General features: G+C 68.6%; 23 protein-coding genes. 11 read left to right on the top strand and 12 right to left on the bottom strand.

The annotated features are described in order from the left end of the window. A partial coding sequence (locus tag VFG40_RS16135; RefSeq protein WP_324899376.1) for an inositol monophosphatase family protein occupies positions 1-752 on the bottom strand: 752 nt, incomplete at its 3' end. Positions 753-885: 133 nt separating this feature from the next. Here VFG40_RS16135 and VFG40_RS16130 point away from each other — a divergent pair. Continuing rightward, positions 886-1,665, top strand: coding sequence for an RNA methyltransferase (locus VFG40_RS16130; RefSeq protein ID WP_324899374.1), 780 nt, complete (start codon positions 886-888; stop codon positions 1,663-1,665). Here VFG40_RS16130 and VFG40_RS16125 read toward each other — a convergent pair. Next, positions 1,662-2,999 carry a hemolysin family protein gene (locus tag VFG40_RS16125; protein ID WP_324899372.1) on the bottom strand — a complete coding sequence of 446 codons (1,338 nt, stop codon included), beginning with the start codon at positions 2,997-2,999 and terminating at the stop codon, positions 1,662-1,664. The two genes, VFG40_RS16130 and VFG40_RS16125, sit on opposite strands and share 4 nt — an antisense overlap. Before the next feature lie 135 nt (positions 3,000-3,134). Between VFG40_RS16125 and VFG40_RS16120 the strand changes: the two genes are divergently transcribed. Together VFG40_RS16120 and VFG40_RS16115 are read left to right on the top strand one after the other, a co-directional pair. Further along, positions 3,135-3,764: a DUF47 domain-containing protein gene (locus tag VFG40_RS16120; protein WP_324899370.1), complete on the top strand. Its 630-nt coding sequence runs from the start codon at positions 3,135-3,137 to the stop codon at positions 3,762-3,764. 54 nt (positions 3,765-3,818) lie between these two features. Further along, positions 3,819-4,937 carry an inorganic phosphate transporter gene (locus tag VFG40_RS16115; protein ID WP_324899368.1) on the top strand — a complete coding sequence of 373 codons (1,119 nt, stop codon included), beginning with the start codon at positions 3,819-3,821 and terminating at the stop codon, positions 4,935-4,937. 58 nt (positions 4,938-4,995) lie between these two features. On the opposite strand, the gene VFG40_RS16110 is transcribed toward VFG40_RS16115, so the two are convergent. Next, the gene (locus VFG40_RS16110) at positions 4,996-5,400 is read right to left on the bottom strand and encodes a hypothetical protein (protein ID WP_324899365.1); all 405 of its coding nucleotides are present in this window, start codon (positions 5,398-5,400) and stop codon (positions 4,996-4,998) included. A 51-nt stretch (positions 5,401-5,451) separates the two neighbouring features. Here VFG40_RS16110 and VFG40_RS16105 point away from each other — a divergent pair, with 51 nt between their 5' ends. Next, positions 5,452-5,814 carry an MGMT family protein gene (locus tag VFG40_RS16105; RefSeq protein WP_414649320.1) on the top strand — a complete coding sequence of 121 codons (363 nt, stop codon included), beginning with the start codon at positions 5,452-5,454 and terminating at the stop codon, positions 5,812-5,814. 73 nt (positions 5,815-5,887) lie between these two features. Then, positions 5,888-7,702 carry a DNA helicase RecQ gene (gene recQ, locus VFG40_RS16100; RefSeq protein ID WP_324899363.1) on the top strand — a complete coding sequence of 605 codons (1,815 nt, stop codon included), beginning with the start codon at positions 5,888-5,890 and terminating at the stop codon, positions 7,700-7,702. Between the two features lie 159 nt (positions 7,703-7,861). Here recQ and VFG40_RS16095 read toward each other — a convergent pair whose 3' ends face one another. Then, on the bottom strand, positions 7,862-8,122 hold the full coding sequence (locus VFG40_RS16095) for a hypothetical protein (RefSeq protein ID WP_324899361.1): 261 nt from the start codon (positions 8,120-8,122) through the stop codon (positions 7,862-7,864). 220 nt (positions 8,123-8,342) lie between these two features. Here VFG40_RS16095 and VFG40_RS16090 point away from each other — a divergent pair, with 220 nt between their 5' ends. Next, entirely contained in the window at positions 8,343-9,389 is a 1,047-nt protein-coding gene (locus tag VFG40_RS16090; protein ID WP_324899359.1) for a LacI family DNA-binding transcriptional regulator, read from the top strand. Between the two features lie 65 nt (positions 9,390-9,454). Then, positions 9,455-9,694 carry a hypothetical protein gene (locus tag VFG40_RS16085; RefSeq protein ID WP_324899357.1) on the top strand — a complete coding sequence of 80 codons (240 nt, stop codon included), beginning with the start codon at positions 9,455-9,457 and terminating at the stop codon, positions 9,692-9,694. Between the two features lie 242 nt (positions 9,695-9,936). Here the strand turns inward: VFG40_RS16085 and VFG40_RS16080 are convergent, their stop codons facing one another. From VFG40_RS16080 to VFG40_RS16050, 7 genes are all read right to left on the bottom strand, one after another. Next, complete coding sequence (locus VFG40_RS16080; RefSeq protein ID WP_324899356.1) at positions 9,937-11,463, bottom strand: cryptochrome/photolyase family protein; 1,527 nt, start codon at positions 11,461-11,463, stop codon at positions 9,937-9,939. After that, on the bottom strand, positions 11,460-11,609 hold the full coding sequence (locus VFG40_RS16075; protein ID WP_324899354.1) for a DUF2256 domain-containing protein: 150 nt from the start codon (positions 11,607-11,609) through the stop codon (positions 11,460-11,462). The genes VFG40_RS16080 and VFG40_RS16075 overlap by 4 nt, the downstream gene beginning before the upstream one ends. Before the next feature lie 14 nt (positions 11,610-11,623). After that, positions 11,624-12,376: an SDR family NAD(P)-dependent oxidoreductase gene (locus VFG40_RS16070; RefSeq protein WP_324899351.1), complete on the bottom strand. Its 753-nt coding sequence runs from the start codon at positions 12,374-12,376 to the stop codon at positions 11,624-11,626. Positions 12,377-13,427: 1,051 nt separating this feature from the next. Further along, positions 13,428-13,883, bottom strand: coding sequence for a ferritin-like domain-containing protein (locus VFG40_RS16065; protein ID WP_324899349.1), 456 nt, complete (start codon positions 13,881-13,883; stop codon positions 13,428-13,430). Between the two features lie 360 nt (positions 13,884-14,243). Then, entirely contained in the window at positions 14,244-15,221 is a 978-nt protein-coding gene (locus VFG40_RS16060) for an alpha/beta hydrolase (protein WP_324899347.1), read from the bottom strand. A 90-nt stretch (positions 15,222-15,311) separates the two neighbouring features. Next, entirely contained in the window at positions 15,312-16,019 is a 708-nt protein-coding gene (locus VFG40_RS16055; RefSeq protein WP_324899346.1) for a DUF4386 domain-containing protein, read from the bottom strand. Positions 16,020-16,064: 45 nt separating this feature from the next. Continuing rightward, positions 16,065-16,499 (bottom strand): DUF6326 family protein, encoded by a 435-nt coding sequence (locus tag VFG40_RS16050; RefSeq protein WP_324899344.1) that lies wholly within the window; start codon positions 16,497-16,499, stop codon positions 16,065-16,067. A gap of 201 nt (positions 16,500-16,700) precedes the next feature. Here VFG40_RS16050 and VFG40_RS16045 point away from each other — a divergent pair, with 201 nt between their 5' ends. Together VFG40_RS16045 and VFG40_RS16040 are read left to right on the top strand one after the other, a co-directional pair. Continuing rightward, positions 16,701-17,030: a hypothetical protein gene (locus VFG40_RS16045; RefSeq protein ID WP_324899342.1), complete on the top strand. Its 330-nt coding sequence runs from the start codon at positions 16,701-16,703 to the stop codon at positions 17,028-17,030. A 31-nt stretch (positions 17,031-17,061) separates the two neighbouring features. After that, complete coding sequence (locus VFG40_RS16040) at positions 17,062-17,376, top strand: DUF2384 domain-containing protein (RefSeq protein ID WP_324899339.1); 315 nt, start codon at positions 17,062-17,064, stop codon at positions 17,374-17,376. A 40-nt stretch (positions 17,377-17,416) separates the two neighbouring features. Here VFG40_RS16040 and VFG40_RS16035 read toward each other — a convergent pair whose 3' ends face one another. Beyond that, complete coding sequence (locus VFG40_RS16035; protein ID WP_324899337.1) at positions 17,417-18,982, bottom strand: ankyrin repeat domain-containing protein; 1,566 nt, start codon at positions 18,980-18,982, stop codon at positions 17,417-17,419. Between the two features lie 274 nt (positions 18,983-19,256). Between VFG40_RS16035 and VFG40_RS16030 the strand changes: the two genes are divergently transcribed. Both VFG40_RS16030 and VFG40_RS16025 read left to right on the top strand, forming a co-directional pair. Beyond that, complete coding sequence (locus VFG40_RS16030; protein ID WP_324899335.1) at positions 19,257-20,051, top strand: SDR family NAD(P)-dependent oxidoreductase; 795 nt, start codon at positions 19,257-19,259, stop codon at positions 20,049-20,051. Positions 20,052-20,566: 515 nt separating this feature from the next. Beyond that, complete coding sequence (locus VFG40_RS16025) at positions 20,567-20,764, top strand: hypothetical protein (RefSeq protein WP_324899333.1); 198 nt, start codon at positions 20,567-20,569, stop codon at positions 20,762-20,764. Positions 20,765-20,921: the final 157 nt, after the last annotated feature.

The following is a 20,921-nucleotide window of genomic DNA, read 5'->3' as shown; positions in this document are numbered from 1 at the left end:
GCCTTGGCCACGTTGAGGTTGCCGGCGATCAGGTTGCCGCTCTCGGGGATGCCGTCGCGGCCGGCGAAATCGCAGCAGCGACCGCCCGCCTCGCGCACCAGCAGCACGCCGGCGGCCATGTCCCACGGCTTCAGGCCGATCTCGAAATAGCCGTCGTAGCGGCCAGCGGCGGTGTAGGCAAGATCCAGCGCGGCTGAACCCGAGCGGCGCAGGTCTTCGGCCTGGCCGAGGATCGCGCGGGTCATGTCCAGCTGCGCATTGAGGTGCTCGCGCTGGCGGAACGGGAAGCCGGTGGCGATCATCGCGCCGCCGAGGTTCTCGCGCTTGCCCACGCGCATGCGCCGATCGTTGAGGAAGGCGCCATCGCCCTTGCTGGCGGTGAACAGCTCGTCGCGCAGCGGGTCGAACACCACGCCGTGCACCGGCACGCCCTTTTCGAGCAGGGCGATGGAGACGGAGAAATGCGGGATGCCGCGCAGGTAGTTGTGGGTGCCGTCCAGCGGATCGATCACCCACTGCATCGGCCCCTTGCCGATGGCGCCGCTCTCCTCACCGAGGATGGCGTGGTCCGGGTAGGCCCGCCGCAGCTCCTTGATGATCTCCGCTTCGGCCAGCTTGTCGACTTCGGAGACGAAGTCCATCTGCTGCTTCTCGACGATGTTCAGGCCGTCGATGCGGTTCATGTAGCGCAGGATGATGTTTCCTGCAGAGCGCGCGGCGCGCGCCGCGATGGTGACGGCGGGTCTGGGCATGGCTTCGGCTTTGTAAAAAGAACGGGTTAGCGGCCGCGGATTCTAGCAGAGCCGGCGCGGCGGGGCAGATCCGGCCGGCCGCGCCGGCATCTCCATTATCCTTGGCGGTTCGTTTTCCGACTGGATCGCCTGCATGTCCGCCGCTCTTGATCTCGTGCCGCTGTTCCGTTTCGTGCTGGTGCGCACCTCGCACCCCGGCAACATTGGCAGCGCGGCGCGGGCGCTCCGCACCATGGGCTTCTCGCGGATGGAGCTGGTTGCCCCGCACCGGTTTCCCGATCCCGAGGCCTCTGCACTGGCGGCCGGGGCCGACGACGTACTCGACGCCGCGGGCCGGCATGCGGGCCTGGTTGATGCGCTGGCCGGCAGCAACCTGGCGCTGGGACTGTCGGCGCGGCGGCGTGGGGTCAACCTGCCCGAACTGTCGCCGCGCGAGGGCGTGGCAATGGCGCTGGCCGCTGCCGCGCGCGGCGAGCAGGTGGCGTGGGTGTTCGGCAACGAGCGCACCGGGCTGGAGAACGAGGAACTGGCCCGTTGCCACGCGATGGTGCGGATTCCCAGCGTGGACGATTTCAGCTCGCTGAACCTGTCCCAGGCGGTGCAGGTGATGGCCTACGAGTTGCGGGTGGGCCTGCTCGGCGACGAGCTGCCCGCCCCGCCGCCGCTGCATGACGAGCCGCCGGCCGATGCGGCACAGATGGAGCGGTTCTACGAGCACCTGGCGCAGACGCTCGACGACATCGAGTTCCACAAGGGCCGCGCGCCCACCACGATCATGCTGCGCCTGCGCAAACTGTTCCAGCGGGCGCAGATGGACGAACGCGAGTTGCGCATGCTGCACGGCATCCTGGCTGATGCGCAGCGCATGGCGTCGCTGGCGGTGAGGCCGGACAAGGCGCCCCGCGAGAGCTAGCCGCCGCGGGTGGCGTCGTCCTCGCCGCTCTCGGCCGGCGGCGCCGGGACCACCAGCAGCTTGTCGATGCGCGCGCCGTCCAGGTCCACCACCTCGAACCGGATGCCGCGCCAGTGGAAGATTTCGCCCACCTGCGGGACGTGCCCCAGCGCCGTCATCACCATGCCGCCGACGGTGCGGAAATCGTGCTCGTCCTCACCGGGCAGCTCGCCCACGCGCAGCAGTTCGCGCAGGTCGTCGGTGGACAGCGTGCCGTCGACCAGCCAGCTGCCGTCCTCGCGCCGCACGATCGGGGAGTGTTCTTCGCCGCCGCTAGCGTGACCCAGCTGCGCCACGCCAACCACCGCCGAAAGCAGGTCGTTGATGGTGACCACGCCCTCGATGTCGCCGTACTCGTCCACCACCAGCGCCATCGGCGTCTCGGCGTCGCGGAACTCTTCCAGCAGGTCCAGCGCGCGCGCGGTGGCGGGCACGAACAACGGCTTGGAGAGGTGCCGGAACAGGTCCGGCTCGCCGCTGCCCAGGTCGCCGAGCAGGCTTTTCACCTCGACCACGCCGACGATGTCGCTCTCGTCGCCGCGATAGACCGGATAGCGCGAATACGGCGTCTCGCGCAGCGCCTCGAGGTTTTCCGCCAGCGGGGCGGCGATGTCCAGCCAGGCAATGCGCATGCGCGGGGTCATCACGCTGTCCACCGAGCGGTCGCCCAGGCGCAGCACGCGGTTGACCATGTTGTGCTCGTCGGCGTCCAGCACGCCCTGCTCGGCGCTTTCGGCCACCAGCATGCGGATTTCCTCTTCGGTCACCGCGCTGTTGCCCTTGTCGTCCACCCGCAGCAGCCTGAGGACCAGCGAGCTGCACGCGTTGAGCAGCCATACGAACGGCGAGCAGATGCGCGACAGCACCAGCATCGGCATGCCGACCACCATCGAGGCGGTTTCCGGAGCCGCCAGCGCCAGGCGCTTGGGCACCAGCTCGCCGAACACGATCTGGATGAACGAGATGACCACGAAGCCCAGGGTGAAGCCGACCGCGTGGGCGTAGGGCTCCAGCCATGCGGCCCGCCCGCCGTGCAGCGCATCGGCGATGTGGTCGCCGAGCGCGTCGCCGGCCAGCGCGCCGGTCAGCAGCATCACGATGGTGATGCCCACCTGCACCGTGGACAGGAACCGCTCCGGGGCCTCGGCATGGCGCAGCGCCACACGGGCGCGACGGCTGGTGTCGGCCATCTGCTTGAGACGGCTCTTGCGCGAGGCCACCAGCGCCATCTCCGACAGCGCGAAAAAGCCGTTGCACAGCGAGAGGACGAAGACGAGCGCGATTTTGGTCAGCATCGCGCGGGCCGGATAGGTCGGTACATCGGCGCAGTGTAGGGCGGCACGGCCTACGGTTCACCCGGGGCGGCTGCGGACGGTTTGCGGGCTCCTGTAACATTCCCGTCATCCAGCCCCTTTGAAAGGTGTTCTCCGATGTTTTCCCTGCAGGCAATGTTTGGCAAAGGCGACCGCTTCTACGGCTTGCTGGAGCAGAGCTCCGAGGCCGCCTGCGAAAGCGCCCGCGCCCTGCGCGAACTGGTCAGCCAGACCGACCACGCGCCGGTGATGGCGTCGTTCGCCGCCAGCCGCGCCCGGGAAAAGGCGCTTGCCGCGCAGATCAGCGAGGAGCTGGTCAACACCTTCGTCACGGCGCTGGATCGCGAGGACATCGAGGCGCTGAACTCGGCGCTGTACAAGATCCCCAAGACGGTGGAGAAATTCGCCGAGCGCTACGCGGTGGTGCACGAACGGCTCGCCGGGGTGGACTTTACCCAGCGCGCGCTGGTGCTGGAACAGTCGGCCGAAGTGGTGGTGGAAATGATCGGCGAGCTGCGCCGTGGCCTGCGCATCGACCCGGTGAAGAAGCTGCAGGATCGCCTGCAGGCGCTCGAATCCGAGGGCGACAAGATGCTGCTGGCGCCGTACCGCACGCTTTACGTGGAGGGCAGCGACGCCATGCGCGCCATGCTCGCCAAGGATCTGTTCGAGCTGATCGAGAAGGCCATCGACAAGTGCCGCGACGTCGGCAACGTGGTCTATTCCATCGTGCTGAAGAACTCCTGAGGGCGCCGCCGTGCTGACGCAAATGCTTCGCGTGGGCGACGACGGGGGCCGCGCATGACCATCGGCATGGTGGTACTGGTGCTGGTCATCGCGCTGGCCTTCACCTACATCAACGGTTTTCACGACACCGCCAACTCCATCGCCACGGTGGTGGCGACCAAGGTGCTGTCACCCGGCCAGGCGGTACTGATGGCGGCAGCCACCAACATGGTCGGTGCGCTGTGGGGCACCGCCGTGGCGGTGACCATCGCCAAGGGGCTGATCGACATCCACGTGGTCGACGTGGGCCCGCAGTTGCTGGTCTGCGCGCTGTCCTCGGCGATCGCCTGGAACCTGCTGACCTGGTGGCTCGGCCTGCCGTCCAGCTCCAGCCATGCGCTGGTGGGCGGGCTGGTCGGCGCCGCCGTGGCCGGTGCAGGCAACAACTTTCACGCAGTGATCTGGGCTGCCGGCCACTGGTGGAACGGCAGCGGCGTGATCCCGAAGGTGATCGTGCCGATGGTGGTGTCGCCGCTGATGGGCTTCGCGATCGGCTTTGCGCTGATGGGCGCGCTTTACGCGCTGTTCTCGTGGCTGGCCAACCGTACCGGGTTCCTGCGGCGCTTCGGCCGCACGCCGTTCGTCAATGCGTTCTTCGGCAAGGCGCAGATCGTATCGGCGATGGCGATGGGCGTCTCCCACGGCATGAACGACGCGCAGAAGAGCATGGGCATCATCGCGCTGGCGCTGGCTGCCGCCACCAGCGCGGGTCAGTTCGACCAGCTGCCGGGCTGGCTGCATTTCCTGCGCATCACCTCCGATGCCAGCCATCCGTTCGCGGTGCCGGTGTGGGTCACCGTGGTGTGCGCGCTGACCATGGCCGCGGGCACCGCCGGCGGCGGCTGGCGCATCATCAAGACGCTCGGCCACAAGATGGTCAAGCTGCACCCGATCAACGGATTCGCGGCGGAGTTCAGCTCGGCCGGCGTGATCCTGTTCGCCTCGTCGCTGGGCATCCCGGTGTCCACCACCCACAACGTGTCGGCCTCGATCATGGGCGTGGGCGCGGCCAAGCGGTTCAACGCGATCCGCTGGACCGTGGTGGAGCGTATGGTGTGGTCGTGGATCCTGACCCTGCCGGTGACCGCGCTGCTCGCCTATGCGCTGGTGCGGCTGGCCCAGTACGCGGGTTGAGCCGCCGCCGACGTGAAAAAGCCGGGCCGCAGGGCCCGGCTTTTCTCTTGCCGGTCGCTCATAGGCCGTCGCTGTCCGAGGCGATCGCCTGCTCCAGCTGGTCGCCCAGGGCGCCGAGCTCCTGGATCACCCGCTCCAGGTCCTGCACTTCGAGCACCTCGTAGGGGCGGTTCTCGCAAAGGTGCAGGTACGGCGAGCCGTCCAGGTCCGCCACCGCCAGGAACCCGGTGCGCTGTTCCCAGTTGAAGCGCAGCGCCCGCTTCGGGTCGATCCCGGAGAGCGGGCCGATCGGCGTGGACACGCGCAGGTAACGGCGCTCCCCCTCGTCTTCCAGCTCGGCCAGGTAGATGCCCTGCTGGCGGCCGTTCGCGACCGCAAGATCAAAGCTGATCAGGTACGGGTCGTTGTGCCGCAGCGTGTGCTTGGCGCCGATGTGCGAGCGGACGGCTTCGAAGTGACGCATGACAGAACTTCCGTGGCAGTCTTTGTGGCCCGTTACTCTGACACGACCGGCATGACCACGTCGCGTGAGCCACTGACCGATGCGCAACGGCGCATCTACGCCGCCATCGCGGCGATTCCGCCCGGCCGCGTGGCGAGCTATGGCGCCATTGCAGCGCGCGCGGGGCTGCCCGGGCGGGCAAGGCTGGTCGGTCGCCTGCTCGGCGACGTGCCGCAGGGCATGGACTTGCCGTGGTTTCGGGTGCTGCGCGCCAGCGGGCACATCGCCATGGCGCCGGGCAGTCGCGGGTTTCGCGAGCAGGCGCGTCGGCTCAAGGCCGAGGGGGTGGAGGTGTTGAACGGCCGCGTCCCGCTGTCGCGCTTCGGGCTGGATGCGGACATCGACCATGCGCTGTGGGGCATGCCCGGCAGCTAGCCCGGCGGTTGCCGGTGTCGCAGTGCGTGGGCCGCCGACAGAGCCGGTGGCGGCGTTTGTTACCATTCGCCGGATGCCTTCCTCCCCGCTCCACATCCTGCAAAGCGTCTTCGGTTACGACAGCTTCCGCGGCCCGCAGCAGGCCATCGTCGAGCAGGTGATCGAGGGCGGTGACGCGCTCGTGCTGATGCCCACCGGCGGCGGCAAGTCGCTGTGCTACCAGATTCCGTCGATGGTGCGCCAAGGCACCGGCATCGTCGTCTCACCGCTGATCGCGCTGATGCAGGACCAGGTCGACGCCCTGCACGAAGCCGGCGTGTCCGCCGCCTACCTCAACTCCAGCCAGGACAACGAAACCCAGCGCGAGGTCGAGCGCCAGTTGATGGCCGGTGAGCTGGACATGCTCTACGTGGCGCCCGAGCGCCTGCTCACGCCGCGCCTGCTCGGCCTGCTGGAACGCACCGAGGTGGCGCTGTTCGCCATCGACGAGGCGCATTGCGTATCGCAGTGGGGCCACGATTTTCGCCCCGAGTACCGCGAGCTGGCGGTGCTGCACGAGCGCTTCCCGCAGGTGCCGCGGATCGCACTCACCGCCACCGCCGACCCGCGCACGCGCGAGGAAATCGTCGAGCGTCTCGCGCTGCAGCAGGCGCGGCAGTTCGTCTCCAGCTTCGACCGGCCCAACATCGGCTATCGCGTCAGCCTCAAGCACAACCCGCGCACGCAGCTGATGCAGTTCCTGGATGGCCATCGGGGCGAGTCCGGCATCGTCTATTGCCTCAGCCGCAAGAAAGTCGATGACACCGCCGGCTGGCTGGCCGAGGCCGGGTTCGAGGCGCTGCCGTACCACGCCGGTCTCGACGCCGCCGTGCGCGCGAAGAACCAGCAGCGCTTCCTGCGCGAGGACGGCGTGGTGATGGTCGCCACGGTCGCCTTCGGCATGGGCATCGACAAGCCCGACGTGCGCTTCGTGGCGCACCTGGATCTGCCGCGCTCGATGGAGGGCTATTACCAGGAGACCGGCCGCGGCGGCCGCGACGGCCTGCCCGCCGAGGCCTGGATGATCTACGGCCTGGCCGACGTGGTGACGATGAGCCAGATGATCGCCCAGTCCGAATCGGCCGACGAGCGCAAGCGCATCGAGCGGCAGAAACTGGAGTCGCTGCTGGCCTACGCCGAGGCCACCCGCTGCCGCCGCGAGCTGCTGCTCGGCGCGTTCGGCGAGGACTTCACCGGCCCGTGCGGCCACTGCGACAACTGCGTGTCGCCGCCGAAAACCTGGGACGCCACCGTGCCCGCGCAGAAGGCGCTCTCGGCGGTGTACCGCAGCGGCCAGCGCTACGGTTCGGGCCACGTGATCGACATCCTGCGCGGTATCGACAGCGAGCGCGTGGGCCAGCTCGGCCACGACAAGCTCACCACCTTCGGCGTCGGCGCAGACATGGACGAGAAGGCGTGGCGTTCGGTGTTCCGCCAGCTGCTCGCCGCCGGCCTGCTGGCCACTGATCCGGAAGGCTACGGCACGCTGCGCCTCACCGCCGCCAGCCGCGATGTGCTCACCGGCGGCCAGCGCGTGCTGCTGCGAGAGGATGCACGCCCGGTACGCAGCGCGCGCCGCCGCCGCGACAGCCAGATCGTCACCGGCGCCAGCATCGGCATCGAGGCTTACGAGCAGCCGCTGTGGTACGCGTTGCGCGCTACCCGCTCGCAGCTGGCCAAGCAGCACGGCGTGCCGCCGTACGTGGTGTTCCACGACGCCACCCTGCTGGCGATGCTGCGCGCGATGCCTGCCGACGAAACCGAACTCGCCTCGATCAGCGGCGTGGGCGAAGCCAAGCTCAAACGCTACGGTCGGGACTTCCTTGCGGTCATCAACGCCGCCGACTGATCGGCGCGGCCGATCGCCTGCTGGCGTGGCGCCGGCCCGGACGGGTAGATATCGGCCGCCGGCTTACGCGTATCAGAAAGTGCGGTGAATCATCGTTCGTGACTGCGCGGTGGCGGGGTACCCGCAGCAGGCGCCGGCAAGCCAAGCCGCTGGCCGGCCTTACGCCTCCAGCTGCCAGCGCACCTCGTCGGCGTCGCTGGCGCGCTCGTGGATCAGCGCCAGCTGCGGCACGAAGCGCCAGCGTTCCAGCCGGGCCGGGAGCCGCGCTCGCGGGTACTCGCCACGCAGCGCGTCGAGCGCGCTGTGCTCGTTCTCGAAGCGACCCAGTTCGGCACGTTCGCGCAGCGCACGCCAGCGACGGCCATGGCGGATGATGCGAAACAGGCCGAGGGTGGAGGGGTAGACGTATTGCGCCAGCACGCGGGGTAACTCCTGGGGAAGGGCGGCGCAATCTAAGCAGCGCCCTGTGACCACCGCGTTATCGCAACGCTACCGTTGTGTCGCGCCGTTCAGCCAGCTGCCGCCTTGCCGCTGCCCCCGCACCGCGGCGCGACCTTGCCGCACAAAACCGCTAGCATGCCCCGGGTTCGTCGGCGCGCTTTCATGCGCCGACCCATCCATCGGGCAGACGCTGGAAATCGTGGCGACCAAGGGAAAAACCACTTCGCTCGACATCGCCTACCTCGCCGGCGTTTCGCAGGCCACGGTATCGCGTGCGCTGCGCGGCAGCCCGTTGGTGAACGAGGAGACCCGGCGGCGCATCGAGGCGGCGGTCAAGCAGCTCAACTACAAGGTCGACAAGAACGCCTCGAACCTGCGCACCCAGCACTCGGGCACGCTGGCGCTGCTGCTGTTCGAAGATCCCACCGCCGACGATTCGCACATCAACCCGTTTTTCCTGTCGATGCTCGGCTCCATCACCCGCGCCTGCGCACAGCATGGTTACGACCTCCTGATCTCGTTCCAGCAGTTCTCGCGCGACTGGCATGCCGACTACGCCGACAGCAAGAAAGCCGACGGCATCATCCTGCTCGGCTACGGCGACTACCTCGCCTACCGCGACAAGCTGGCCACGCTGGTGGAGCAGGGCACGCAATCGGTGCGCTGGGGCGCGGTATTGCCTGACCAGCCGGACGTCTCGATCGGCTGCGACAACGTTGAAGGCGGGCGCGCCATCGCCGAGCACCTGCTGGCCCAGGGCTGCCGCCGCATCGCCTTCATCGGCGATGCCTCCAGCCACTACCCGGAGTTCCAGCAGCGCTATCGCGGCTACGTCCAGGTACTCGCCGCCGCCGGCATCGAGGCCGACCCGGCGCTGCAGCTGGATGCCGAAACCACCGAGCTGGCCGGCTACGAGGCCGCCCAGGCGCTGATCGCCAGCGGCGCCCCGTTTGACGCGATCTTCGCCGCCAGCGACCTGATCGCTTTCGGTGCCATGCGCGCGCTGGACGAACACGGCTTGAAGGTACCTGAGGACGTGGCGCTGGCGGGCTTCGACGACATCCCGATGGCGCGCTTCGTCAACCCGGCGCTGACCACCGTGCTGCAGGACACCCGCCAGGCCGGTGAGCGGCTGGTCGAGACCCTGCTGCAGATGATCCGCGGCGAAAAGGTCCAGAGCACCATCCTGCCGGTGAAGCTCACCGTGCGGCGCTCCAGCCTGCGTGGTGGCGCGGGCGGCAAGTAGATATCTTCGGTTGTGCGCAGGCAATGCCTCCTGCTGGCCGCTGGGCCTATGCACGGAGACTTTTCATGAAGTGCCATGCAGGTTTGTATCTGCTGCTTGCCGCTCTTCCGGGGCTGGCATCGGCCTCGGACACCGACTCTTGGTTTACTTCATCTGCCCCAGAGATCGGCCACGCTCGGATCATCGAAGAGATTCCAGCGGAGTTCTATTTCGAAGTCCCGGTGTCGCTTCTAGACGCCGCGGAAATCCGATTTCGAAAAGGGGTCGGTGGTTCCGCTGTCGACTATCGACTTGAAATGATTTAGCCGCGGACACTTCAGCTGTCCTTCGACAATGGCCCCGAGTATTGTCCGCGCGGTCTACAGCAACGGAGGCACCGACGGCTATTGCCTTCAGCGCACCGACGCGTCACTCTGGGTTGCACATCAGTCGCTCGGTGTTTCTACCGGCGAACATCGCTCGGCTTTGCTTGTCTGCCTTGGGTTCAAGCCGAGCCAGGTGTTCGTGACTTCAAATGGTGCGATGTAGCGCGTGCTCTTTGCGAGACCTAGAGCTCGTCCACCTGCGCCAGATACCGCTCCGCCTGCGCCAGCGTGGCCGCGCGCTCGTCCGGCGCCATCTTCTCCCAGCTGCGGTACGTCATGCCCAGCCGCGGATTGCGCCCGAACGTCGCCTGGTGCCGCGCGTGGAAATGCCAGTACAGGCTGTTGAACGGGCAGGCGCGTTCGCCGTGGCGTTTGGTGTGCGTGTAGTGACAGCCCTTGCAGTGGTCGGATTGCCGGTTCACGTACGCGGCCGAGCCGCTGTACGGCTTGCTGCCCACGATGCCGCCGTCGGCGAACTGGCTCATGCCGCGCGTGTTGGGCATTTCCACCCACTCGAATGCGTCGACGTAGATGCCCAGGTACCACGCGTCGACTTCGTCTGGAACGCAGCCGGCGAGCAGGGCGAAGTTGCCCGTGAGCATCAACCGCTGGATGTGATGCGCATAGCCCAACGCCAGTGACTGGCCGATCGCTGCGCGCAGACAGGCCATCTTGGTGTCTGCGGTCCAGTACCACGCCGGCAGCGGGCGCTTCGCATCGAGCGCGTTGAGCTCGGCGTAGCCGGGCATGCGCGCCCAGTAGATGCCGCGCACGTACTCGCGCCAGCCGAGGATCTGCCGCACGAAGCCCTCGGTGGCGGCAAGCTCGGCCTGGCCGTCCTCGAATGCTGCGATGGCCGCCTCGATCACCTCGCGCGGATGCAGCATCTTCAGGTTCAGCGCGAACGACAGCCCGGCGTGGAACAGCGTGCGCGACTGCCCGCTGATCGCATCCTGGAACTGGCCGAAATGCACCAGCCGGTGGGTGATGAAATCCTTCAGCCACGCCTGCGCCTCGCGCCGCGTGAGTGGCCAGCCAAAGGCTTCGGCACAGGGCTCGCCCATGGTCTGCACACCCGCGGCCTCGATTTCGCTCCATAGCTCGCGAAGGTCGTGCTTCTGCCATGGCCACGATGGTGCCGGCGGATCACCGGGCCATTTCGCGCGGTTCTCCGCGTCGAAGTTCCAGCGCCCGCCCCGCGGCTCACCGTCCGGTTCCAGCAGGATCTGGTGACGCCGGCGCAGGTCGCGGTAGAAGAACTCCATGCGTGGCACTTTCTTCTCGAAACGCTTCGCCGCCTCGTCGCGCTCCAGCAGGAAATGCTCGGCGCTCACCACCGCGTTCGGCAGCCCGCTGGCGTCGAACGCGTCGCACAGCGCCTGCTCCACCCGCCACTCGTCCGCCTCCATCCGTTCCAGCCGCGTGGCGCCGAACTGTTCGATCAGCCAAGGCAGGTTGTCGGCGAAGCTGTGCCGATTGCGGTCATCGCCGATGCGCAGGTATTCCACCCGATGCCCGGCCTTGGCCAGCGCCGCGCCGAAGCGGCGCATCGCGGCGAAGATGCCCAGTACTTTCTGCGCGTGGTGGCGCACGTAGTCGGTCTCGCTGCGCACCTCCATCAGCACGTAGACGATGGCGTCGTCGACCTCGCGGAACCACGCGTGCCGGGCGTTGAGCTGGTCGCCCAGGATCAGTCGCAGGCAGGTCATGGTTTCGGCTCCGGGGTCTTCGAACGACGGCAGCGCTCGCTGCAGTAGCGCACCTCGTCCCACACGCGCTCCCACTTCTTGCGCCACGCGAACGGGCGCTGGCACACGGGGCAGGTCTTCGTAGGGAGGTGCGGCTTGCGGTGCATGGGGTGTGAGTGTCTCAGCCCTTGGGCAGCGGATGGATCACCGCCTGGCCGCCGTCCACGCCGATCTGCTGCGCGGTGATCCAGCGCGCCTGGTCGCTGAGCAGCAGGTCGATCAGCGCCGCGCTGTCCTCGCCTTCGCCCACCACACCCATCGGGTTCATCTTGCTGTTGCGCTCGATCGCCTCCGGCGTGCCGGTAAGCCGCGCCGACAGCGCCGAGCGGGTCAGGCCCGGATGCACGCAGTTCACCCGGATACCTTTCTCGGCATAGGTCGCCGCCGTGCTCATCGCCAGCGCAGCCACCGCCGCCTTGGCGCTGGCGATCGCCTCATGGTTGGGAAAGCCCGCCTGCGCCACCAGCGTGCCCACCAGCACCGCGCTGGCCGGCTCCTTGTGCTTGAGCGCGGCGGCGACAAATGCCTTCAGCGCATGGAATGCACTGAAGTAGTTGAGCCGGAAGATCGCCTCCAGATCCGCCTCGCCGGTGAGGTGCAGGGGCCGGATCAGGGTGGAGCCCACGCAGTGCGCGAAGCCGGTCACCGGCCCCAACGTGGCCTGCGCCGTCTGCAGCAGGGCAGCGGACGTGGCTGCGTCGGCGACGTCGCCGGGCAGGACCAGCGCCTCGCCCGGCAGGCCCGCCGCCAAGGCATCCAGCCGCGACGCGTCGCGTGCGGTCAGCGCCAGCTTGCAGCCACGCGCGGAGAGACGCCGCGCCAGCGCCGAGCCGATGGCGCCGGAGGCGCCGGTTATCCAGACGGTCTGGGTCATGGGGTGTCCTGCTTTCGAAGGAGTCACACCATACGGGCGAACCGCTGCTGCGGTTGCACCCGCGGCCGCTGCGGCGATCAGCGCGAGGGCCCGTTGCGGCGCAGTCGAGCGGTCATGAAAGCTTGCCGTGGTACCGAGCCGCAGTTCGTGCTGCGCGACCAGGCGAGCGGCACGCGCCGGCCTGCGGCGGGATCGGCTCTGCGGTCGCGTGGGAGCGAAGCGTTCTTCACGCCTGTCACCCCGCGGCCCCGTCGGCGGACAGGAATGCGCGCATGCGCCGCTGCGGCCATGTCACCGCCGGGGATGCCGGGAAATGAAGGCGCGCGTGCCTTTCGTTCCAACGGCGCAGGAATGTGCAAGCCTGCGCGGATCGTCACCGCCTACGCTGCAACCGTGGCCCCGCGATCCCCCTGTCGCCGCCACGCACGTACCACTCCCGCCGCGAGGCGCGCTGGTGGTCTCGGGCCAGGGATGGCTCTTTTTTCACTTGGACCGAGGGTTGGCGCCGGTCCCGAGGTGGTGCGCGCGCAGGCCCCCGGTCGGCGGCCCCCGGCGCTCAGCGGATTCAAATGCGCTGGCGGCTGATGCCACGGCGCAACGTCGCGCGCCCGGCAGCGCATTGGCCGGGCTGATGCCGGACCCAAGGTGCTGCACGCAGGACGCGATGCACCATGCAGCCGGGGGGCGCTGAGGCCGCTCGCTCGCCAGATTCGCGTGCGCGCCGGCCGCCTCCGCTTTCAGCGCTCTCTTGCGCGAAGGGCTTCCGGACGTGGCGTGATAGGCGCTGTGCATGTCCGGCAGGCGTGCCTCTACGGCACGTCCGGGTTTCATGCCCGACGCGGGCGCGGGCGGGGCCTGCTGTCTGGCTACGGCAGGCATTGGCCGCCGGGCTTGATGCCTCGACGGTCACGCTGCAAGCCGTGCTCGCCGCGGCTGCCGGATAGCTCGGTGGCCAGGACGCAACGCGAGCGATGAAAGGTGTCCGGCGCGGGTGTGCCCATCGTGCCGTCGCTCGGGGTAGAACCTGCCGGCGGCGCGGCGCCCTATCGCTTTAGCCGGTGAACTCGGCGATATCGCCGGGCTTGCGCAGCATCTTGTTGACCTCGCCGGCGTGCAGTTCTTCGGATGCGATCAATTCGCGCGCGTACTCCTCCAGCAGCACCGACTTGCCCGCGGCCAACTCCAGCAGCTCGTAGTAGGCGGCCAGCGCAAGCTTCTCGTGTTCCAGCGATTCGCGCAGGATCGGCCCCACATCGTGCTGGTGGGTTTCCAGCAGCGGACCGAGGCCCAGCGACGGATGTCCGCCGAACTGCGTGATCAGCTCGCCGGCCCGGCGGGCGTGCTGCAGGCTTTCGTCGGCCTGTCCGGAAAGCCAGCTGACGATCGGAATGCGGTTGTAGCCGAAGATCATCAGCGCGTAGTGCGTGTAGCGCACCACCCCGGCCAGTTCCAGCTCGAGGATGCGGTTGAGCAGGGTGATGGCGCGTTCTTTGTCCTGAGCTTGCATGGCGAACTCCCGTGGGGACGACGCGTCGCTGGCCGCGACTGGCCGCCGTAGCCTACTCCTGACGCGCAATGGCTGGCCCGCCGCGCGGCCCGGGCTGCAGGGGGCCGCCGCGAGCGGCCTTCTTCCGTCGGGTCGCATGGACGCCAGCGGATGACTCAACGTGCGAGGACGAAAAGCGGGATCTTCTGTTGACGAAGAGCCGCACCCGGCGTCCATGGGGACGCCGGCAGCGAAGCCGAAGGCGCCGAGCTTTTCCTCGCCCACCCGCGCGACCGCACGGTGTCGATGAAGGTGGCGGCGCTGATCAAGAGCCTGCGGAGCAGTTTCGGCGATCCGCCGTACTGGGACCTCTGACGTCGCTCACGGGTTGCCCCGCAGTTCGGCCGCCGCCGCGGGCGGCGCAAGCACATCCAGAGTGTGCAGCCACGTCTCCACCAGCCGTGGCCAAAGCGCGATCGGCCACTTGCCCGGACGCAGGCCGAATGCATGCCCACCTTGTGCGTACAGGTGCATCTCGGTGGGCACGCCGGCTTTGTGCAGGGCCACGTAGTAGGCCAGCGCCTGCTCCACGCCGTCGACGTGGTCATCCTCGGCCATCAGCAGGAAGGTGGGCGGCGTGTCGGCCGTGACGTGGATGTCCGGGCGCAGCCTCAGATCTGTTTCCACGCGGGTGGCGTGGTCCTCGTCCTCGTGTAGCCAGAGGTGGCCGGGGTAGAGCGCGATGGCGAAGTCCGGCCGGCTGCTCAGCCGGTCGGCAGCGTCGATCGGTGCGTAGGTGCGACGCGCAAAGTGGGTGCTCGCCGCAGCCACCAGATGCCCGCCGGCGGAAAAGCCGATGACCCCGACCTTGTGCGGGTCGACCTGCCACTGCGCCGCATGCAGTCGCACCAGGCCGAGCGTGCGTTGCGCGTCTTGCAGCGCGGTCTGCACCGGGGGGTAGTAGCGGTGATTGTCCACCCAGCTGGGGCCGGAATTGGGCACGCGATATTTCAGCAATACGCAGGTGATGCCGCGCGACGTGAGCCAGTCGCAGATCTCCGTGCCCTCCAGATCCATCGCCAGCATCTGGTAACCGCCGCCGGGGAACACGACCACTGCCACGCCCGTGTTGCGGCCTTTCGGCGGGTAGCGGGTCAGCGTGGGCTGGCTGACGTCGGTGACCTTGGCCCACTCGCTGGCGACGCGCTCGGGCGCGGGATGGGGCAGCGCGTTGGGCATCTTTCCATCCGGCCAGATCGGTTGCTGGGTGTGACCGGGCGAGGGTTGCCACACGCCGCAGCGGGCGTTGCCGGCGGTCAGGCTGAGGGTGGCGACGAACAGGAGCAGAGCGAATTTCATCGGATGGCCCGCGGCACGCAAAGGCGCAGCCTGCGCCGGAGCCATGGCGGGGGTGGGTCGCGTGGCGGGCGATCCGGTGGCCACGGGATGTCAGTGGTGCGGCGCCGGCCGCGCACCCCTCACCAGCAGCCACAGGCAGGTACCGATCTCGGCCAGTGCCGCCGGCAGCGTGACGTAGGCGGCGAGCGGCAGCTCGTCGTACCCGCCGACCAGCAACTGGCCCAGTACATCCACCACGTAAGACGCGCCGCCCAGCATCAGCAGGGCGCCCAGCAGGCGGGGCATCTGGCGAGAGCGGATCACCAGCCAGCCGAGCGGGATCAGCCACAGGCCCCAGAACACCTGCGCGAGCAGCAGCGCGTGGTTGTAGGACGCCAGCTGCAGCATCACCTGAGCCTGCCGCTGGCCGGCGTCCAGGGCGTGCAGCCACGGCGCGTCGCCGAGCCAGGAGAGAATGTCAAGCCGGTACTGCAGCGAGGCGATCGACAGCGGCACGCTGAGCAGGGCCAGCACCACCATCAGCGCCGCGGCATCGCGGTTCGCCCTGCCAAGCAGCCGGTGGAACAGCAGTGGAAGCAGCGCGAACTCGACGTAGCAGAGCAGGGTGGCGGCGATACCGGCTCGGAACAGCGTGCCGTGCGCGAGGATGTGCTGCACCGTGGCGGCCGGATCACCGTGCCCGCTGAGCTGGCCGGGCACGTACATCAGCCCGAACACGCCGGCAACGATGTTGACCAGGTAGGCGGTGCCGATGCCGCGAGCAAGCCGTCGCGTGGCCGATGGGCTGTCGGTGGTCAAGCGGGGCTCCCTGCGGGTGGTGGCGAATGGTCGGCGCGCTGCGCGCTAGCCGGCCGCATCGGGGCGCCGCGGCCAGCGCCACGCTGTCCATCCGATGGTCAGCGACAGCACCACCTCGATCACGCCGAGGAACAGGTAGAACGTCCGCGCGCCGGGCATGGTCATCAGCATGATGGCGGCATAGGCGAGGCCCAGCACCACGTTCGCCCAGCGGCTGACCGGTGCCGGCAACAGCAGCGAGAGACAGACCATCAGTGCCGGCACCGCCATCATGGCCGAGGTGCCCAGCAGCACGCCCTGCGTGACCACGCCGAGCGGAGCCATCTTGCCGGCGAGCATGCCGGCCAGCTTGCCGGGCTCGTACAGGCCGAAATAGTCGCCGTAGACGTAGCAGAACATCAGCGACGCCCACAGGGCGGCGAGCCTGATCTTGACGTTGATCCGGGGGTCGTCCAGCGGGGCTTTGCGTGAGCCAGCCATCGGTGCGGAATCCTTGCCGTGCGAGCGGAGGCGGGTGCGGTGCCTGCGCAGCCTAGTGGCGCGCGCCTGCCGCGCAATGTGGCGGAGGTCATGCGGGCACGTCCGCCGCGCGCAGCTTCGGCACAGCTGGAGCAAGAACCGACAAGTGCCTGCATCTCGGCGAGGGTAAGGTGGCGTCGTTGCCGGAAAGAGGTCTCTGCCATGGCCGTCACGCACCCGAATGGCTCCGCGTCGCCCCGTGCCCTGCATGCGCTGCTGCTGGAAAGTCGACTCGATGATCCGCTCGACGAACCGATCGCGCCGCTGGGCGAGCACGGCTACACCACGCTCGCGCGGGTCATTCCCTCGGCGCTTGCCGTGTTGCGCGTGGCGGCCCGGATCGAGCCCGAGCCGCACTGGCTGATGGACTGGTATCGCCACACCCGCATTGCCGAACTGGGACACCTCACCGCCGAGCAACTGGTGGCCATGGGACGCGCGCCCGTGGTGATCGCTTTCCTGCAATCGATCCGCCGCGGCGTCCGCGGATGATCTCGTTGTCGCCCCGAGGAGGAGCACGCACGTGACCGTACAACATCGCTTTCGCAGCATCGTCGACGAGCTCGCGCGCCTGCACGCGCAACGCGAGGTGGCCATGCTCACGGCCTTTGCTGCGCTGGAGAGGCAGGACGCCGCACTTGCGGTGCTGATCACCCAGAACCTGGGCGACCGCACCCGCGCGGCACGCTGGATGTGCATGCACCAGCGCGCCTTCGGCGGCCGCTCCGCCTACGAGACGCTGGCCGACGGCGAGATCGACCGCGTGTGGGATCGCGTGCTCGGCAGCGAGGGCATCGACGGCGCCTTGCTGCCTTCCGAGGCTCGCATGGCGTACTGAGCTTGCCGATGCCCGGCGCGGTGGCGAGGTTCGTCGGGCGTCAGCCGGCTTCCCTGCGAAGCGCGTCGAAGTAGGCGGCGATCTCCTCGGCAAACACATAGCGCTCGGCGGGCAGCGGTGAGCCGGCCTCGACCAGCGCCTGCGCACAGCCCAGCCAGTCGCCGCCGGGCGTGGTCTCGGCCTGCGAGGCGAAGCTGAGCGTGCCATAGACGTTGTCGTTGTAGCCGTGGCGCTCGTCGTAGTGCGCGCCGTGGGCGAGCAGGAAGTGGGCGAGCGGGGCGTTGCCGCGGAACACGGCCCAGTTGAGTGCGCTGCCGTCGATGTCGCCGCCGCGGATGGCGATCGGCCAGCCCGCCTCCACCATCACGCGCACGGCGGCGTCTTCGCCGCTGGCGGCCAGCTCGGGCAACAGGCGCAGCTCGATCGGATGCAGCCGGGCGATCAGGTCCGGGTGGTCCGCCAGCAGGCGCTGCACGGCCTCGCGATCGGCGCGGGCACTGGCGGCGAGCAGGGCGTCGCCGGGGCCCGGTGCTTCCGGTGCCGCGCCGGCCAGCAGCAACCGGCGCGCCACTGCGTCCAGCCCCAGGCAGCGGGCCAGCCGCAGTGCGCTGACACCGTGTCCGTTGCGCACCGAAGGATCAGCCCCCGCATCGAGCAGGATCCCGATCACCACGGGCGAACGGCGCCGCCGGATCGCGTGCAGCAGCGGCGAGCCGTTGGGGCCGGGCTCGTTCGGATCGCCGCCGTGGGCGAGCAGCAGGCGCACGGTGTCGGGTCGCTCGGCATCGAGCGCGCGAAACAGCGCATTGCATCCGGTGACGCGGGCGCCCGCCTGCAGCAGCAGAAGCACCAGCGTGGGATCGCCTGCTTCGGTGGCGTGGTACAGCGACTCGTTGTCGTTGGGGTTGGCCACGGCCTGCAGCAGGCGCCGGGTGATTGGCACGTCGTGATTGCGGCCGGCCGCGCCATACAGGGCGCTGAGGGGCTCGTCCGGCAACGCGGGGTCGCGCCAGGCGGTGTCCGGATCGGCGCCGGCAGCCAGCAGCAGATCCACGCAGGCGCGGATGCCTGGCGCGCGGTCGGGCAGCGTGACGAGGGCGGAGAAGGTGGCGCAGAGCAGCGGCGTCATGCCGTACTCGGTGCGCGCATCGTTCACCCACGCCGCGTCCTCGGCAATGGCTGCCTGCACCGCGGACGCATCGCCGATGGCGCAGGCCAGCACGGGATCGCCCCGCAGCAGATCCGGGCATGCGTGCAGCAGCCGCTCGGCCAGTTGCGGCCTGGCCGGCTGGTAGCCGTGGCCGAAGGCCCAGCGTTGCCACTGCTGCCTGCGCGATGCGGCGTCGGCCGTGGCCGCCTGCAGGGCCACGTAATCTTTCAGCTGCGACCAGGAGGCGAAGCCGTACTCGCGCGCGATGCACGACTGCGCGTCGTGCAGGCGCAGCTCCATTGCCGAGAGGGCGGCGTGGTCGAGGCCTGCGGCGGCGGGCAGCGTGCGACTGATGCGTTCGAGCGCGTGCGGGTCGCGTCGGCGGACACCCTCGAGCAGCGCCTTGGCCTGCTTCTTCAGGTGATCCAGATGGGGATGGGCGGGCAACTCGTTCATGACAACCTCCATGCAATAGGTGCCGAAGGTCCGCAATCCCGGCTGCACAAAGGTTGGCGATGGCAAGCGACGAGCAAGTGGGTTTGACCCTTTCCGCGGACCCGGAGGCGGCTTGCGACGCCGCGGCGAGCATAGCAAACCGCCCGCTGCGCGCGATCGCGCTTGAAAGGGACGGGCCGGTACCCACGTGATCATTTCCCTTGCCGCGGCACCGGCCCGGCCGGCCCGCCACGGACCGCCCGCGCGGCGCCTTTCCACTCCCTGGACCCAGCCCATGCATATCGATCTGTCTTCCCGCACCGCCATCGTCACAGGTTCCACCGCCGGTATCGGCCTGGCCATCGCCCGCGGCCTGGCGCAAGCCGGCGCCGAGGTGGTGGTGACCGGACGCACCCAGGCGCGCATCGACGAGGCACTGGTCGGGCTGCGGGCCACGCATCCGACGGCGCGCTTCCGTGGCCTGGCAGCAGACCTGGGCACCGCCGAGGGCGCCGCGCGCCTGATCGCCGAGGTGCCCGATACCGACATCCTGGTGAACAACCTGGGCATCTTCGAGCCGAAGGCGTTCTTCGATATTGCGGACGAGGATTGGCAGCACTTCTTCGAGGTGAACGTGATGAGCGGCGTGCGGCTTTCCCGGCATTACGCGGGCGGCATGGCGCAGCGCGGCTGGGGCCGCGTCCAGTTCGTCTCGAGCGAATCGGGCGTGCAGATTCCGGTGGAGATGGTCCACTACGGCATGACCAAGACAGCGCAGCTGGCGGTGTCGCGCGGCCTCGCCGAGACCCTGGCCGGCACCGGCGTCACGGTGAATGCAATTCTGCCCGGCCCGACGCGCTCGGAAGGTGTCAGCGCATTCATCGCCAAGATCGCGGCCGGGCGCGGTGTGCCGGCCGAACAGGTCGAGCAGGAGTTCATCGCCACCGAGCGCCCCAGTTCGCTGATCAGGCGCCTGGCCACGGTGGAGGAGGTGGCCAGCCTGTCGGTGTATCTCGCCTCCGAGCAGGCATCGGCGACCACCGGTGCGGCGATGCGGGTGGATGGTGGGGTCGTGCGGTCGATTGTTTGAGTGGGTGCTCGGGCTTCCATTTCAGGGCGCGCTCTGCCGCGCCCCGTAGGCCCCACGCTTCTTGCCGCACAAGGCACGCCACTCGCTCTCCCGTCTTCTTCCCCTAAGGGGGGATGGCCACGTTTGCCGTATCCCTCATCGTCGTCATTCCCGCGAACGCGGGAATCCATTTTGCTTTTTTCGCTTAAGAGCCAACAGCGTTTCGTCCTCCTTCGGAGGGCGAGCTACTTCTCTTTGTGTGGCCACGCGCCGGTGGCGCGAACGGCGAAGCCGGCCCGAAGGGCGGAGGGCAGGATGCCCGGAGTAAATAGAAGTAACCAAGAGAAAGGCCATCCCGCTTCCGCGCCTCCCGGGCCGTTGGCCCGAGAGGTACGCGTCCGGGCTGCGGGGTTTGTCGACAGTCCATCCCTGGACTGACGCCAAACTGGCCGGCATCCATGCCGGCCACCCTTCGGGCTTTTCCTCCGCCCGGCCGCCGCTGCAGAGGGGAGCGAGGATCAAAAGCCGCGCGCAACGTGCGCGAAGGCTCGGCGATCACTGACGCGATCACCATCGCTGTTGCGTTGTTGTCCGTGCTGATGCTGATGCTGATGCCGATGCCGATGCCGATGCCGGTGGCTGTGGCTGTGGCTGTGGTCGTTGCTGTAGCTGTTGTCTTCGCCCCTGCTTTTGATCTCCACCCCCCTTGTGAGGCGGTGAGCCGTGGACGATGAGGCCCGCAGGGGCATGGGCATGGATGCCGATGCCTTTTCGCCAGTGCATGGATGCACTGTCGAAAAGCCCGGCCGCGGCTCACGGACTTGCCGGGCGCAGCCCGGCAAGCGCCGAGGAGGGTCGCCTTCTCTTTGGTTACTTTCTCTTGGCGACCCA

The organism is Dyella sp. (assembly GCF_035685805.1).
In the GTDB taxonomy this organism is placed as follows: Bacteria; Pseudomonadota; Gammaproteobacteria; order Xanthomonadales; family Rhodanobacteraceae; genus Dyella_A.
Note: the sequence above shows the minus strand (reverse complement) of the source record. Positions and strands in the feature narration are given on the sequence as shown.